10 protein-coding genes and 1 tRNA gene are annotated in these 13,697 nt (G+C 72.4%); 9 read left to right on the forward strand and 2 right to left on the reverse strand.

What is annotated here, in order from left to right; all coding sequences use genetic code 11:
• Positions 1 to 59: 59 nt before the first annotated feature.
• From C0216_RS01655 to C0216_RS01670, 4 genes are all read left to right on the forward strand, one after another.
• Positions 60 to 1,271, forward strand: coding sequence for a DNA polymerase III subunit delta' (locus C0216_RS01655; protein WP_114058387.1), 1,212 nt, complete (start codon positions 60 to 62; stop codon positions 1,269 to 1,271).
• Positions 1,272 to 1,489: 218 nt separating this feature from the next.
• A complete protein-coding gene (locus tag C0216_RS01660; protein WP_114053529.1) occupies positions 1,490 to 3,058 on the forward strand; it encodes an alpha/beta hydrolase in 1,569 nt (522 codons plus the stop codon).
• A 115-nt stretch (positions 3,059 to 3,173) separates the two neighbouring features.
• A tRNA-Thr gene (locus C0216_RS01665) sits at positions 3,174 to 3,247 on the forward strand.
• Positions 3,248 to 3,414: 167 nt separating this feature from the next.
• Complete coding sequence (locus C0216_RS01670) at positions 3,415 to 4,626, forward strand: serine hydrolase domain-containing protein (RefSeq protein ID WP_114053530.1); 1,212 nt, start codon at positions 3,415 to 3,417, stop codon at positions 4,624 to 4,626.
• Between the two features lie 3 nt (positions 4,627 to 4,629).
• Here C0216_RS01670 and C0216_RS01675 read toward each other — a convergent pair whose 3' ends face one another.
• Complete coding sequence (locus C0216_RS01675; RefSeq protein WP_114053531.1) at positions 4,630 to 6,351, reverse strand: bifunctional 3'-5' exonuclease/DNA polymerase; 1,722 nt, start codon at positions 6,349 to 6,351, stop codon at positions 4,630 to 4,632.
• A 166-nt stretch (positions 6,352 to 6,517) separates the two neighbouring features.
• Here C0216_RS01675 and C0216_RS01680 point away from each other — a divergent pair, with 166 nt between their 5' ends.
• On the forward strand, positions 6,518 to 7,693 hold the full coding sequence (locus C0216_RS01680) for a DUF2786 domain-containing protein (protein WP_174250330.1): 1,176 nt from the start codon (positions 6,518 to 6,520) through the stop codon (positions 7,691 to 7,693).
• A 158-nt stretch (positions 7,694 to 7,851) separates the two neighbouring features.
• Positions 7,852 to 8,088 carry a DUF397 domain-containing protein gene (locus C0216_RS01685; protein ID WP_114053532.1) on the forward strand — a complete coding sequence of 79 codons (237 nt, stop codon included), beginning with the start codon at positions 7,852 to 7,854 and terminating at the stop codon, positions 8,086 to 8,088.
• Positions 8,089 to 8,218: 130 nt separating this feature from the next.
• Here C0216_RS01685 and C0216_RS01690 read toward each other — a convergent pair whose 3' ends face one another.
• Entirely contained in the window at positions 8,219 to 8,737 is a 519-nt protein-coding gene (locus C0216_RS01690; RefSeq protein WP_114053533.1) for an ATP-binding protein, read from the reverse strand.
• A 351-nt stretch (positions 8,738 to 9,088) separates the two neighbouring features.
• On the opposite strand from C0216_RS01690, the gene C0216_RS01695 reads away from it, so the two are divergent.
• The 3 genes from C0216_RS01695 (at position 9,089) to mrdA (ending at position 13,651) form a co-directional block, all read left to right on the forward strand.
• Complete coding sequence (locus C0216_RS01695; RefSeq protein WP_114058389.1) at positions 9,089 to 9,967, forward strand: helix-turn-helix domain-containing protein; 879 nt, start codon at positions 9,089 to 9,091, stop codon at positions 9,965 to 9,967.
• Positions 9,968 to 10,053: 86 nt separating this feature from the next.
• On the forward strand, positions 10,054 to 11,511 hold the full coding sequence (locus tag C0216_RS01700; protein WP_114053534.1) for an aldehyde dehydrogenase family protein: 1,458 nt from the start codon (positions 10,054 to 10,056) through the stop codon (positions 11,509 to 11,511).
• A gap of 61 nt (positions 11,512 to 11,572) precedes the next feature.
• Positions 11,573 to 13,651: a penicillin-binding protein 2 gene (gene mrdA / locus C0216_RS01705; protein WP_114053535.1), complete on the forward strand. Its 2,079-nt coding sequence runs from the start codon at positions 11,573 to 11,575 to the stop codon at positions 13,649 to 13,651.
• Positions 13,652 to 13,697 lie beyond the last annotated feature (46 nt).

Genomic DNA, 13,697 nt, shown 5'->3' on the forward strand with positions numbered 1-13,697 from the left:
GGCCGTGCGGCCGGCATGGCGGATGGCACATGAGCAGTACCTGGAAGGCGGTGGGCGGGATGCCCGTGTGGGACGACCTGGTGGGCCAGGAGCGGGTGCAGGCACAGCTTGCCGCGGCCGCCCGTGACGCCGACGCCCTGGTCACGGCCGTGGAGGCCGGGCAGGAGCCGCCCGCCGCGTCCAAGATGACCCACGCCTGGCTCTTCACCGGCCCGCCCGGCTCAGGCCGGGCCACCGCGGCCCGCGCCTTCGCCGCCGCCCTGCAGTGCACCAGCCCCGACCGGGCCCTCGGCGGCGAGCCCGGCTGCGGCTTCTGCGACGGCTGCCACACCACCATGGTCGGCACGCACGCGGACGTGGAGGTCGTCCGGACCGACCTGCTGTCCATCGGCGTCAAGGAGACCCGCGACCTCGTCCGCCGCGCCCAGCTCTCCCCGGCCGTCGGCCGCTGGCAGGTCATCGTCCTGGAGGACTCCGACCGCCTGACCGAGGGCGCCGCGAACGTCCTCCTGAAGGCCGTGGAGGAGCCCGCTCCGCGGACCGTGTGGCTGCTGTGCGCCCCGTCCCTGGAGGACGTGCTCCCCACGATCCGATCCCGCTGCCGCCACCTGACGCTGCGGACCCCGCCCGTCGCGGCCGTCGCGGACGTGCTCGTGCGGCGCGACGGCATCCCGCCCGACATGGCCGCCTTCGCCGCCCGGGCCACCCAGGGGCACCTCGACCGCGCCCGCAGGCTCGCCCAGGACGAGTCCGCCCGCACCCGGCGCACCTCCGTCCTGAGGCTGCCGCTCCGCGTCGGCGACGTCGGCGGCTGCCTGAAGGCCGCGCAGGAGCTCGTCGACGCCGCCGCAGAGGACGCCAAGCAGCTCGCCGAGGAGGTCGACACGAAGGAGACCGAGGAGCTGAAGGCCGCCCTCGGCGCCGGAGCCGGCACCTCCGGCCGGCTGCCGCGCGGCACGGCCGGCGTGATGAAGGAGCTGGAGGACCGGCAGAAGCGCCGCCGCACCCGCACCCAGCGCGACAGCCTCGACCTCGCCCTGACCGACCTCACCGGCTTCTACCGCGATGTCCTCGCCCTCCAGCTCGGCAGCGCCCTCGCCCTCGCCAACGAGGACCTGCGCCCCGACCTCGAACGGGTCGCCCGGGCCGGCGGCCCCGAGCGCACCCTGCGGCGGATCGAGGCGATCAGCGCCTGCCGCGAGGCCCTCGACCGCAACGTGGCCCCGCTCCTCGCGGTCGAGGCCATGACGATGGCACTCCGCGCGGGCTGACAGCCGCCGTGCCCCGCTGCGGCGGGCCGCCCGCCCGCCGCAGCCGCCGGAGGCCGCCGGGGCCGCCGGAGGCCGCCGGCCCGCCCTGGTCGACCGCGGTTGACCGCTCACCCGTACGAGCGAACCGCCCGGCGGCGGCACGCGAACACCGGGCACCGTCCGGGCGGCCGCCCGGCGCCCACCCGGCCGGGCCGCCCGTCGGCACGTAGTCTCCGAGGATGGACACCAGTCGCCTCCTGCGCACCACCGGCACCGCCCTTGCGGCGGCCGGGCTGCTGCTCTCCGGCTGCACCTCGGACGGCTCGACGGCCTCCCGCGCCTCCGCCTCCGCGGTCCGCGGCACCACCCCGTCCGCACAGCCGACCGCCGTCCCGGCCGCGCTGCGCCCGTACTACGAGCAGAAGCCGGCCTGGCGCGACTGCGGTGTCCCCGGCTTCCAGTGCGCCACGATGAAGGCCCCGCTGGACTACGCACACCCCGAGTCCGGCCAGGACATCGACATCGCCATCGCCCGCCGCCCCGCCACCGGCCCCGGCAAGCGCCTCGGCTCGCTGCTCGTCAACCCGGGCGGACCGGGCGGCTCCGGCATCGGCTACCTCCAGGCCTTCGCCGGCATCGGCTACCCGGCGTCCGTACGCGCCCAGTACGACATGGTGTCCTTCGACCCGCGCGGAGTGGACCGCAGCAGCCCCGTCCAATGCCTGACCGGGCCGGGCATGGACAAGTTCACGCAGGTGGACCAGACCCCCGACGACGAGGCGGAGCGCGCCCGGCTCGTCGCCTCCTTCAAGGAGTTCGCGGCCGCCTGCCGGGAGCGCTCGGAGCGCATCCTGCCGCACGTCTCCACGGTCGACGCCGCCCGCGACATGGACATGCTGCGCGCGGTGCTCGGCGACGAGAAGCTGACGTACGTCGGCGCCTCGTACGGCACCTTCCTCGGCGCCACGTACGCGGACCTCTTCCCCGCCCGGGTCGGCCGGCTCGTCCTGGACGGGGCGATGGACCCCTCCCGCTCCGCGATCGACATGAACCGCGACCAGACCGCCGGCTTCGAGACCGCCTTCCGCTCCTTCGCCCGGGACTGCGCGAAGCAGCCGGACTGCCCGCTCGGCAAGGGAGGGCCGGACGCGGTGGCCGCCCGGCTCGGGGAGTTCTTCACGGCGCTCGACGCGGAGCCGGTGCCCAGCGGCGACCCGGCCCGCCCGCTCGGCGAGTCCCTCGCCACGACGGGCGTGATCGCCGCCCTGTACGACGAGAGCGCCTGGCCGCAGCTGCGCGAGGCGATCGCCGCGGCGCAGGACGGCGACGGCTCGGGCCTCCTCGCCCTCGCCGACACGTACTACGAGCGCGAGCCCGACGGCCGGTACGCGAACCTGATGTACGCGAACGCCGCTGTGAACTGCCTCGACCAGCCGCCCTCCTTCTCCGGCCCCGAAGCCGTCCAGGCGGCCCTCCCGTCGTTCCGCAAGGCGTCCCCGGTGTTCGGCACGGGCCTGGCCTGGGCCGCGTTGAACTGCACGTACTGGCCGGTCAAGGCCACCGGGGCGGCCCGCCCCCTGACGGCGAAGGGCGCCGCGCCGATCGTCGTGGTCGGCACCCTCCGCGACCCGGCGACCCCGTACAAGTGGGCGCAGGCCCTGGCGGGCCAGCTCGACTCGGGCGTCCTCCTCACCTACGACGGCGACGGCCACACGGCATACGGCCGCGGCAGCACGTGCATCGACAACGCGATCAACACGTACCTCCTGGAGGGCAAGCCGCCGCAGAACGGCAAAAAGTGCACGTAAGCCGCGGCGGCGGCCCGCCCCGGAACCCGGTTCGGGGCACCCCTCCCGAGCCTGTAGACTAGGCGCCGCTGCTGATGAGCGAACCCCGCCAGGGGAACACTTGTCTACCGGCGGTGCCGCCTTAGCTCAGTTGGCCAGAGCAACGCACTCGTAATGCGTAGGTCTCGGGTTCGAATCCCGAAGGCGGCTCGGATACAGCCCAGGTCAGATGCTTCTGACCTGGGCTTTTTCTGTGCCTTGGGCCCGATGGGCGCAGGCCGTTCTACCTGCGCCTCCGCGGCCCGGTGTGGTGGGCAGCGGTCGCCGGGGGTGGGGGGCGGGGCTAGCGTGGAAGGGGCTCTGCTTGGGAGGCCGGGATGGTGACACGGTGGCGCAAGGCGGCGGTGGGAGTGGTCGCGGCGGGGCTCGTGGCGGTGCCGCTCGGCGGGGCGCCCGGGTACGCCCTGGAGGCGGGAGCGCCGACTCGTGTTGCGGCGCCCGTGCGGGATGACGGGGATGTCGTCCGGATCACGCCCGCCGTGGCGCAGCAGCTGGATGATGCCGTGCGGAAGGTCATGGTCGACGCCCGGGTGCCCGGGGTGATGGTGGCCGTGTCGGCGCCCGGCAAGGGCGAGTACGTCCGTACGTTCGGTGTTGCCGACAAGGCGACCGGGGCGCCCATGGACACCGGTCTGTACATGCGTATCGGGAGCGAGACCAAGACCTTCACGGTCACCGCGCTGCTGCGGCTCGTCGATGACGGGAAGGTCGGGCTCGACGATCCCATCGGGAAGTACGTCTCCGGTGTTCCGAACGGGGACCGGATCACGTTGCGGCAGCTCGCCGGGATGCGCAGCGGGCTCTTCAACTACTCCGAGGACGAGGGGTTCTTCAAGGCGCTGACCAGTGATCCGCAGCGGCCGTTCACGCCGCAGCAGCTGCTCGCGTACTCGTTCAAGCATCCGGTGCTCTTCGAGCCGGGCGCCAAGTTCGACTACTGCAACACCAACCTGATCCTGCTCGGGCTCGTCATCGAGAAGGTGAGCGGGAGGGGGCTGGGTGACTTCCTTGCAGATGAGGTCGTCAGGCCGGCCGGGTTGAAGCGGACCGCGCTGCCGCCCGGTGCCGCGTGGCCGACGCCGCACGCGCAGGGGTACACCGACCAGACCGCCGACGGGAAGGTCGAGGAGACCGCCGACTGGAACCCGTCGTGGGGGTGGGCTGCCGGAGCCATGTACTCCGACCTCGCCGACCTGCGCAAGTGGGCCCGCGTCGTCGCCACCGGCACGCTGCTGGAGCCGGAGACGCAGAAGGAGCGGCTTGACGTGGATCCGGCGCTGCCCGGGACGGGGTACGGGCTGGGGATCTTCCTCGACCACGGCTGGGTCGGGCACAACGGGTCCCTGCCGGGCTACCAGTCCCTGACCCTGTACCTGCCGGAGGCGCAGGCGACGCTGGTGGTGCTGCTCAACACCGACATCTCCGCCGAGGGGGAGGAGCCGAGCACGTTGTTCGGCGAGGCCATCACGAGGATCGTGTCTCCCGACAACGTCTTCTCGCTGCCCGCTCAGCCCGCCGCCGGGAAGTGATCCTCACTTGGCGTCCGCGTAGCACTCCACGATCGCCGTGGTGAACGGGAAGCGGACCGGAGTGTCGCCGAAGGCGATACGGGCGGCGCGGTCGCCGGCCGCGCGGACCGCCTCCGCGACCGCTTGCGCCTCCTCGGCCGGGCAGTGGACTATCACCTCGTCGTGCTGGAAGAACACCAGCTCCGCCCGCATCCCCGCGGCCGCGATCGACTGCCGCAGCGCTGCCAGCATCAGCAGCGCCCAGTCGGCGGCGCTGCCCTGCACCACGAAGTTGCGGGTGAAGCGGCCGCGGGCCCGGGTGTTCGTCGAGGCGTAGCTCGGAGTCCAGGCGTCGTTCCGGGTGGGAGTCCCGTCCGCGGGAGGGGTGTCCGGCTCCTGCGGGATGCCGGCCTCGCCGTACGGGTCCTCGCCGGCCGGGCCGGAGCGTGCGGGCGGCGGGCAGGTGCGGCCCAGCCAGGTCCGCACGAGGCGGCCCTCCTCGCCGGCCCGCGCCGCCTCGTCCACGTACGCGACCGCCTGCGGGAAGCGGCGGCGCAGCGCAGCCAGGTTCTTCAGGCCGTCGCCGGACGTCTGGCCGTACACGGCGCCCAGTACGGCGATCTTCGCCATCTCCCGGTCGCCTGAGAAGCCCTGGCGGGATACTGCCGTGTACAGGTCCTCCGCGCGGCCCGCCACCGCCATGAACGCCGGATCGCGGGAGATCGCGGCGAGCACCCGCGGCTCCAGCTGGTCGGCGTCCGCGACGACCAGGCGCCAGCCGGGGTCCGCGACGACCGCCCGGCGGATGACCTTGGGGATCTGCAGGGCGCCGCCGCCGTTGGTCACCCAGCGCCCGGTCAGGGTGCCGCCGGGGACGAACTCGGGACGGAAGCGGCCGTCCCTGACCCAGTCCTGGAGCCAGGCCCAGCCGTGCGCGGTGTAGATGCGGTACAGCTTCTTGTACGCGAGGAGCGGCGCGACGGCCGGATGGTCCAGGCCCTCGATCTCCCAGCGGCGGGTCGAGGTCAGGCGGATGCCCGCCTGGGCGAAGGCCTTCGTGACGTCCGCCGGAAGGTCGGGGCGGACGCGGCGGCCGAACGCCGCGGACACGGCGTCCGCCAGCTCGGCCAGGCGGCGGGGCTCCCCGCCGCCTGCGTAGCGCTCGCCCAGCAGGTCCGTGAGCAGGGCGCGGTGGGTGTCCGCCCGCCACGGCATGCCGGCGCGGTGCATCTCCGCCGCGATCAGGAACGCCGCCGACTCCGCGGCCGTCAGCAGGCGCATGCGGTCCGGGTGGGCGGCGGCGCCGTGGCGGCGGGTCTGGTCCTCGTAGACGGCGAGCAGCGCATCGAGGGGAAGGGGCGCGGGCTGCGGATCGAACAGGGAGTCCTGCGCGCCGGGCGCTGCCGCGCGCGCCGGAGGATCGGGCGGTACGGGCGCACCCGTGAGGCGGGCCCATGCGGCCGCGGCCGAGCGGGGCTCGCCGGATCGGCCCTCGTGGCCGAGGAGCAGCAGCTCGGCGACCTCGATGTCGTAGCAGCGGTCGACGCGGAGGCCGGCGGCCAGGAGGCGGGGGTACACGGCCGCCGTGGAGCGCCAGATCCAGCGGGTCCCGGCGGGGGCGGTGCGGACGGCCTCCGCGGGGTCGCGTACGCGGACGGGGGGCGTGGGGGCGGGGGTCAGGGCGGCCGCCTGCCAGTGGCCCTCGGCGTCTTCGGCCAGGGCCCAACGGGGTGCGGGGTCGCTCATGCATGCGAGTGTCCCACCGGGGGCTGACAGCGGGGCTGCGGCTCGGTCCGTGTGCCGCGGCTGCCGCCTGCGGCCGCGGGGCCCGCCCGCGCTGACCGGTGGAGGCGGTCGGGGTGCGGGGGATCGGGGTGCGGGGGCGAGGGCGGCGGCGTGGGAAGGTGGTGGGGTGAAGGGCATTGTTGAGCGGGGCTGTGAGCTGGCGCTTTATGGGCAGGGGGATGCCGGGCTGGATGCCGGGGCCTCGCTGCTGGCTGCCGACGGGCAGCAGTGGGGCGGGGTGGCGCGGGAGCTGCTCGCACGGGGCGAGGGGTACCTGCGGCAGGCCTGGGAGCGGGGGTGGCAGCCCGCGGACGTGATGCGGCTCGTGCGGCGGGACCTTGCCGAGCGGCATCTGCGGATCACCGCCGATCTGGTCGCGGCGGAGGCGCGCCGCTATGCGCGGCTGCCCGAGCGGTGGACCGCCGCCGAGGTGTGGTGGGGCGACGACTCCGGGTACGGGGAGCGGCTTGCCCGGCGGGAGAGGGCGGACCGGTTCTCGCTGGCAACGGCCGTGCTGGAGGTGTTCCGGCTGCTGATCCGGCTTCCGGCGATCGAGCCGGTCGCCCCTGTGCCGGGGGACCCTGCTGCCGATGCCCTCGCGCACGTGCACATCGAGCCGCGCATGCTCGGCCGCATCCGGGCGCTCCTGGCCAAGGCCGAGGCCACCCCGTACCCGGAGGAGGCGGAGGCGCTCAGTGCCAAGGCGCAGGAGCTGATGGCCCGGCACACCGTGGACGAAGCCCTGCTCGCGGCAAGCGGCAAGGCGCCCGTGCAGGCGCCGTCGGCCTGCCGGATCGGGGTGGAGCCGCCGTACGAGGAGGCGAAGGCGGTGCTGCTCGACGCGGTCGCCGGGGCCAACCGGTGCCGGGCGGTGTGGAACAGCGCCTTCGGGTTCTCCACGGTGGTCGGCTTCGAGAGCGACCTGGAGGCGGTGGAGCTGCTGTACACCTCGCTGCTCGTGCAGGGGACGGCCGCCATGACGCGGGCGGAGGCCGGGCAGCGGGCGGGCGGCCGCAAGCGTACGAAGACGTTCCGGCAGTCGTTCCTGCTCGCCTACGCCAGTCGGCTCGGTCAGCGGCTCGCCGAGACGGCGGAGCACACGGCGGGCGGGGCGCCGGACAACCTGCCGGCGCTGGTGGCCCGCGATGTCGCCGTCACCGCCCGGGCCGACGAGATGTTCCCGAAGACCGTCAGCACCCGGCTGCGCGGGGCGACCGACCTTGCCGGGTGGAACGACGGGACGGCCGCCGCAGATCAGGCCAGGGTGGGGGACGGCGCGCGGCGCCGTCCGCTGGCTCCGTAGCCCTCTGTTGCCGCCCCGTCAGCGGAGGGTTTGGTTCCGTTGCCCCTCACCGTGACCGGGGCAGCACCCTCCGCGTGCACGTGCATCTGCCCATGCAGGCGCCCGTGAACACAGCTATGATCCGGTGGAGTTGACATCTGCACTATCGGGGGCTTCCTGTGGACCACGCGTACAACGGGATGGCAGCTGCAGAACTCGACGGGGTGACCTGGCAGAAGAGCAAGCACAGCAACTCGCAGGGCTCCTGCGTGGAGTTCGCGAAACTGCCGGGCGGCGCCGTCGCCGTGCGCAATTCGCGGTTCCCGGACGGACCGGCTCTCGTCTACACGCCGGCCGAGATCGAGGCGCTCCTCCTGGGCGTCAAGGACGGCGAGTTCGACCACCTGATCCACTGAGGGCCGGGCTCGGAAGACTCTGGAACGGTGCCACAGATCCAGCCGTGCACGTGCACTGGCCGGGATCGATCGTTCATGATCGATCCCGGCCGGTGCGCCGTGCGGAACCCCTGCCCCGCCGCGCCGCCGCCTACTCGGGGAGCATGAACAGCGCCCACACGACCTTGCCGGTGAGCCGGCCCGCGAGCGGGTGCCAGCCCCAGCTGTCGCTGTAGGCGTCCACGAGGAACAGTCCGCGCCCCGACTCCAGGTCGCAGTTCTCCTCCGTGTGCTCCGGTTCGAACGTGCCGCCCGGCCGGTCCTCGCTGGGGTCGCGCACCGCGCACACCAGGCGGGAGCTCCACCGCATCAGGTGCAGCCGCACGGCGGCCTCCGGCTCTCCGCTCCCCGCCCCCGGCGGCCGCGGGTCCCCGGGAAGGGCGTGGCGCAGCGCGTTGGTGACGAGCTCGGAGACGACGAGGGCCACGTCGTCGAAGCGCTCGTCGAGGCCCCACTGGGCCAGCGTCGAGCGGGTGAACGTACGGGCCCCGCGCACCGCCTCGAAGCGGGCGGGGAGGGAGCAGGAGGCAGACCCGGACACAGCCGTGGGGTCGACCGGGGGCAGGCCCTGCCGTAACGGCTCGAGCATGGTCGATCCATTCGTCCCCATGCGAGGCACTCCCGGGATTCGCGGACGTGGCGGCGGCTTGCGTCCAGAAAGAACTGCGGGGTGGGTCGGTCCGGCGCCGGCGCGAAGAGCACGCAGGTGCGCGGCACCATCGTTCCGAATGCAGAAGCTGGATGCAAGGGCAGATGCACGTGCACGCGCCGGACCTGTCCCCACCCGTGATGGTTCTTGCTCATTTCTTCCTACGTACACTTACGGACTTCTTCTACGGCAGCCCGGATTCCGTTACAGAACGAGTACGGGCCGATGCGTTTTGGTGGCAGACTGCGAGCCCTGGGGACACGGGGGCCCAGCGATGCAGCACACACGCGCAGACCACGCGTATCCATGGCGATGGGGAGGGCAGGACTAGTGACCGCAGAAGCAGGCGGTTCCGTGGTGCGCCGCATCCTCCTGGGCTCACAGCTCAGGCGACTCCGAGAATCCCGCGGCATCACCCGTGAGGCGGCCGGCTACTCGATCCGCGCATCCGAATCGAAGATCAGCCGCTTGGAGTTGGGAAGGGTGAGCTTCAAGGCAAGGGACGTCGAAGACCTCCTCACGCTCTACGGGGTCACGGACGGCACCGAGCGCGAGTCCCTCCTGGGCCTCGTCCGCGAGGCCAACGCGGCGGGCTGGTGGCACAGCTACGGCGACGTGCTGCCCGGCTGGTTCCAGACCTACATCGGCCTGGAGGGGGCGGCGTCCCTCATCCGCATCTACGAGGTGCAGTTCGTGCACGGCCTCCTCCAGACCGAGGCCTACGCGCACGCCGTCGTCAGCCGCGGCATGCCCGGCGCCGGCAAGGCGGAGATCGAGCGCCGCGTCGCGCTGCGCCTGGAGCGGCAGAAGGTCCTCGTCTCCGAGAACGCCCCCGTCTTCCACGCCGTGCTCGACGAGGCCGCGCTGCGCCGCCCGTACGGCGGCCGGGACGTCATGCGGGGCCAGTTGGAGCACCTGATCGAGGTCTCGCAGCGGCCGAACGTGCAGCTCCAGGTGATGCCGTTCTCCTTCGGCGGCCACTCCGGCGAGAGCGGGGCCTTCACCCTGCTGCGGTTCCCCGAGTCCGACCTCCAGGACATCGTCTATCTGGAACAGCTCACCAGCGCCCTCTACCTGGACAAGGACGAGGAAGTGGCGCAGTACGAGCGGGCGATGGAGCGGCTCCAGGCCGACTGCCCGGACCCCGGCCAGACCCGGGATCTTCTGCGCGGCCTCCTCCAACTGTCTTGATCCGCACGTACTATGACGTCTGATCAGTGCATGACCGAACGGTCTCGGGTGCAGCGCCCGGGTGCGCGCTCGCAGTAAGGGATGGCATGTCCATATTCGAGGACCTGGCTCACCAGTACATCGACGGCACCTGGCTGGCCGGCAACGGCTCCTGGGACATCATCGACGTCAACCCGTACAACGGGGAGAAGCTCGCCGCCATCACCGTGGCCACCGTCGAGCAGGTGGACCAGGCCTACCGGGCCGCCGAGCGCGCGCAGCGCGAGTGGGCCGCCACCAGCCCCTACGCGAGACGCGCCGTCCTGGAGCGGGCCCTGCGGATCACCGAGGAGCGCGAGAAGGAGATCGTCGAGGCGATGATCGACGAGCTCGGCGGGACGCGTCCCAAGGCCGAGTACGAGATCCACCTCGCCAAGGAGTTCATCCGCGAGGCGATGCAGCTCGCCGTACGCCCCGAGGGCCGGATCCTCACCTCGCCCGTCCCGGGCAAGGAGAGCCGCGTCCAGCGCCTCCCCGTCGGCGTCGTCACCGTCATCAGCCCCTTCAACTTCCCCTTCCTCGTCACCATGAAGTCGGCCGCCCCGGCGCTCGCCCTCGGCAACGCCGTCGTCGTCAAGCCCAACCAGAACGCGCCCGTGGTCGGCGGCGGCGTCATCGCCCGCATCTTCGAGGAGGCCGGCCTGCCCGCCGGGCTGCTGAGCGTCCTCGTCACGGACATCGCCGAGATCGGCGACGCCCTCCTGACCCACCCCGTCCCGAAGGTGATCTCCTTCGCCGGCTCCGACCGCGTCGGACGGCACGTCGGCGCTGTCGCCGCCCGCCACTTCAAGCGCACCGTCCTGGAGCTCAGCGGCAACAGCGCCCTCGTCGTCCTCGACGACGCCGACATCGACTACGCCGTCGAGGCGGCCGTCTTCAGCCGCTTCGTCTACCAGGGCCAGGTCTGCATGGCCGCCAACCGGATCCTGGTCGACACCCGCATCGCCGAGGAGTTCACCGACAGGTTCACCGCCCGCGTGCGCGCCCTGCGCACCGGCGACCCCCGCGAGGCCGACACCCACATCGGGCCGCTGATCAACTCCTTCCAGGCGGAGGCCCTCACCGCGCTCGTCGACCGCGCCGTCGCCTCCGGCGCCCGGGCGCTCGTCCGCGGCGCCACGCGCGGCAACCTCGTCGAGCCGACCGTGCTCACGGGCATCCCCGAGGACTCCCCGCTGCTCACGCAGGAGATCTTCGGCCCGGTCGCCCTGCTGATGGTCTTCGACGGCGAGGAGGAGGCCGTCCGCATGGCGAACGCCACCCCGTACGGCCTGAGCGGCGCCGTCCACACGCGTGACGTCGAGCGCGGCATCCGCTTCGCCGAGCGCATCGAGACCGGCATGATCCACGTCAACGACTCGACCATCGGCGACGAGCCGCTGGCCGCGTTCGGCGGGGAGAAGGCCTCCGGCCTGGGCCGGCTGAACGGCGAGTCGACCGTCGAGGCCTTCACCACCCAGAAGTGGATCTCCGTGCAGCACGGCAGGAGCACCTTCCCCCTCTGACCCCCGCCCGCCTTAGACTCGGCGGAGTCGGCGGCGGGCAGCGTTTCGGGGGAGTCCTCACGTGAGCAACATTCCGGAGACGGGGCGGACGCCCCGGGTCCAGAACCGCCTGGTGGTCATCCAGGTGGTCGTCTTCTCGCTGCTGCTCACCCTCGGCGGCCGCCTGTGGTACCTCCAGATCCGCAACGGCGACGAGTACACGGACGAGGCGAAGAACAACCACGTCCAGCAGGTCGTCCAGCCCGCCGTGCGCGGCTCGATCCTCGACGCCCGCGGCGTCCCCCTCGCCGACAACGAGACCCGCATGGTGGTCTCCGCCAGCCGCACCGAGCTGAGCAAGATGAAGGACAGGGGCAAGGAGGTCCTCACCCGCCTCGCGGGCGTCCTCGGCCTGAACCCGGACGACGTCGTCAACAGCGTGCGGCTGTGCGACGCCAAGACCCCCAAGCCGTGCTGGAACGGTTCGCCGTACCAGCCGATCCCGATCACCGACGAGGCGACCACCGAGCAGGTGCTGGAGATAAGGGAGCACGCCGAGCGGTTCCCCGGCATCACGGCCGAGCCGACCGCCGTACGCCGCTACGCCGGCCCCGACGGCGCCAACACCTCCCAGGTCCTCGGCTACCTCTCGCCCGTCACCGACGCCGAGATCGCCAAGGCGAAGAAGACCGACTCGCCCTACCTGCGCTCCGACCAGGTCGGCCGCTCCGGCCTGGAGCGCACGTACGACAAGGAGCTGCGAGGCAAGGCGGGCATCACCCGCTACGAGGTCGACAACCTCGGCCGGGTCATCGGCCTGGCCAAGGCGGACAAGCCCACCCCCGGCTCGAACATCGTCACCTCCATCGACGCCCGCGTGCAGGCGGTCGCCGAGCGCGAGCTGAACAACGCGATGATCGAGGCCCGCAAGGGCTACGACCGCAACACGCACCGCAACTACGAGGCCGACTCCGGCGCCGTCGTCGTCATGGAGGCCAAGACGGGCCGGATCGTCGCCATGGCGTCCAACCCGACCTACGACCCGAACGCCTGGGTCGGCGGCATCTCCGCCAAGGACTACGCGGCCCTCACCGACAAGGACTCCAACTACCCGCTCCTGAACCGGGGGATCCAGAGCGTGGCCGCCCCCGGCTCCATCTTCAAGGTCGTCACCTCGACCGCCGCCGTCAACGCCGGCTACCCCTTCAACGCCCGCTACCCCTGCCCCAGCTCCTACTCGGTCGGCGGGCAGACCTTCACCAACTTCGAGTCCCAGGGATACGGCGACATCACCATCGGCCGCGCCCTGGAGGTCTCCTGCGACACCGTCTACTACTACCTCGCCGACAGGGAGTGGAAGAAGGACGGGGGGATCAACCCGAAGAAGGACCCCGCCGACTGGTTCCTGAAGACGGCCCACCAGTTCGGCCTGGGCAAGCCGACCGGCGTCGACCTGCCCAACGAGGTCGGCGGCCGCGTCCCCGACCGGCAGTGGAAGAAGGACTTCTTCGAGGCCAACAAGGCCGCCTGGTGCCGCGACGGCAAGAAGAACGGCACCTTCGCCGAGCGGATCGCCTACGAGAACTGCCGCCAGGGCAACCAGCTGCGCGAGGGCGACGCGATCAACTACTCCATCGGCCAGGGCGACACCCTCGTCACGCCCCTGCAGATGGCCTCCGTGTACGCGGCCCTCGCCAACGGCGGCACGCTGCACCAGCCCAGCATCGGCAAGGCCGTCGTCAGCGCGGACGGCACCTCCGTCGAGGAAATCGCACCCAAGGAGCGCGGCCGGCTCCCCATGGACGCCAAGCTGCTCAAGGACGTGGACGCCGCCCTGGAGTCGGTCGTCACCTCCGGCAGCGCGGCCTGGCGCTTCGGCGGCTGGCCGCAGAAGCAGATCCCGATGCACGCCAAGACGGGCACCGCCGAGGTGCACGGCAAGCAGACCACCTCCTGGTTCGCCTCGTACACCGAGGACTACGCGATCGTGATGACGATCTCCCAGGGCGGCACCGGCTCGGGCGCCTCCGGACCGGCCGTCCGCAAGATCTACGAGGCGATGTACGGGCTCGACGAGAAGGGCGCCCAGGACCTGTCGAAGGCCCTCCTGCCCAAGCCCATGACGGAGCTTCCCGCGATCCGCCCGGACAACGGATCCTGACGCGCGCGGCCGCCCCCGGCCTCGTCAAATAGGACACGTCCTGACC

It is taken from the genome of Streptomyces globosus (genome assembly GCF_003325375.1).
Taxonomy (GTDB): Bacteria; Actinomycetota; Actinomycetes; order Streptomycetales; family Streptomycetaceae; genus Streptomyces; species Streptomyces globosus_A.

Excerpts from the sequence above, each read along its gene's own strand:
- C0216_RS01655 (WP_114058387.1), top strand. The coding sequence starts at position 60 with ATGCCCGTGTGGGACGACCTGGTGGGCCAGGAGCGGGTGCAGGCACAG.
- C0216_RS01660 (WP_114053529.1), top strand. The coding sequence starts at position 1,490 with ATGGACACCAGTCGCCTCCTGCGCACCACCGGCACCGCCCTTGCGGCG.
- C0216_RS01670 (WP_114053530.1), top strand. The coding sequence starts at position 3,415 with ATGGTGACACGGTGGCGCAAGGCGGCGGTGGGAGTGGTCGCGGCGGGG.
- C0216_RS01675 (WP_114053531.1), bottom strand. The coding sequence starts at position 6,351 with ATGAGCGACCCCGCACCCCGTTGGGCCCTGGCCGAAGACGCCGAGGGC.
- C0216_RS01690 (WP_114053533.1), bottom strand. The coding sequence starts at position 8,737 with ATGGGGACGAATGGATCGACCATGCTCGAGCCGTTACGGCAGGGCCTG.
- C0216_RS01695 (WP_114058389.1), top strand. The coding sequence starts at position 9,089 with ATGGGGAGGGCAGGACTAGTGACCGCAGAAGCAGGCGGTTCCGTGGTG.
- C0216_RS01700 (WP_114053534.1), top strand. The coding sequence starts at position 10,054 with ATGTCCATATTCGAGGACCTGGCTCACCAGTACATCGACGGCACCTGG.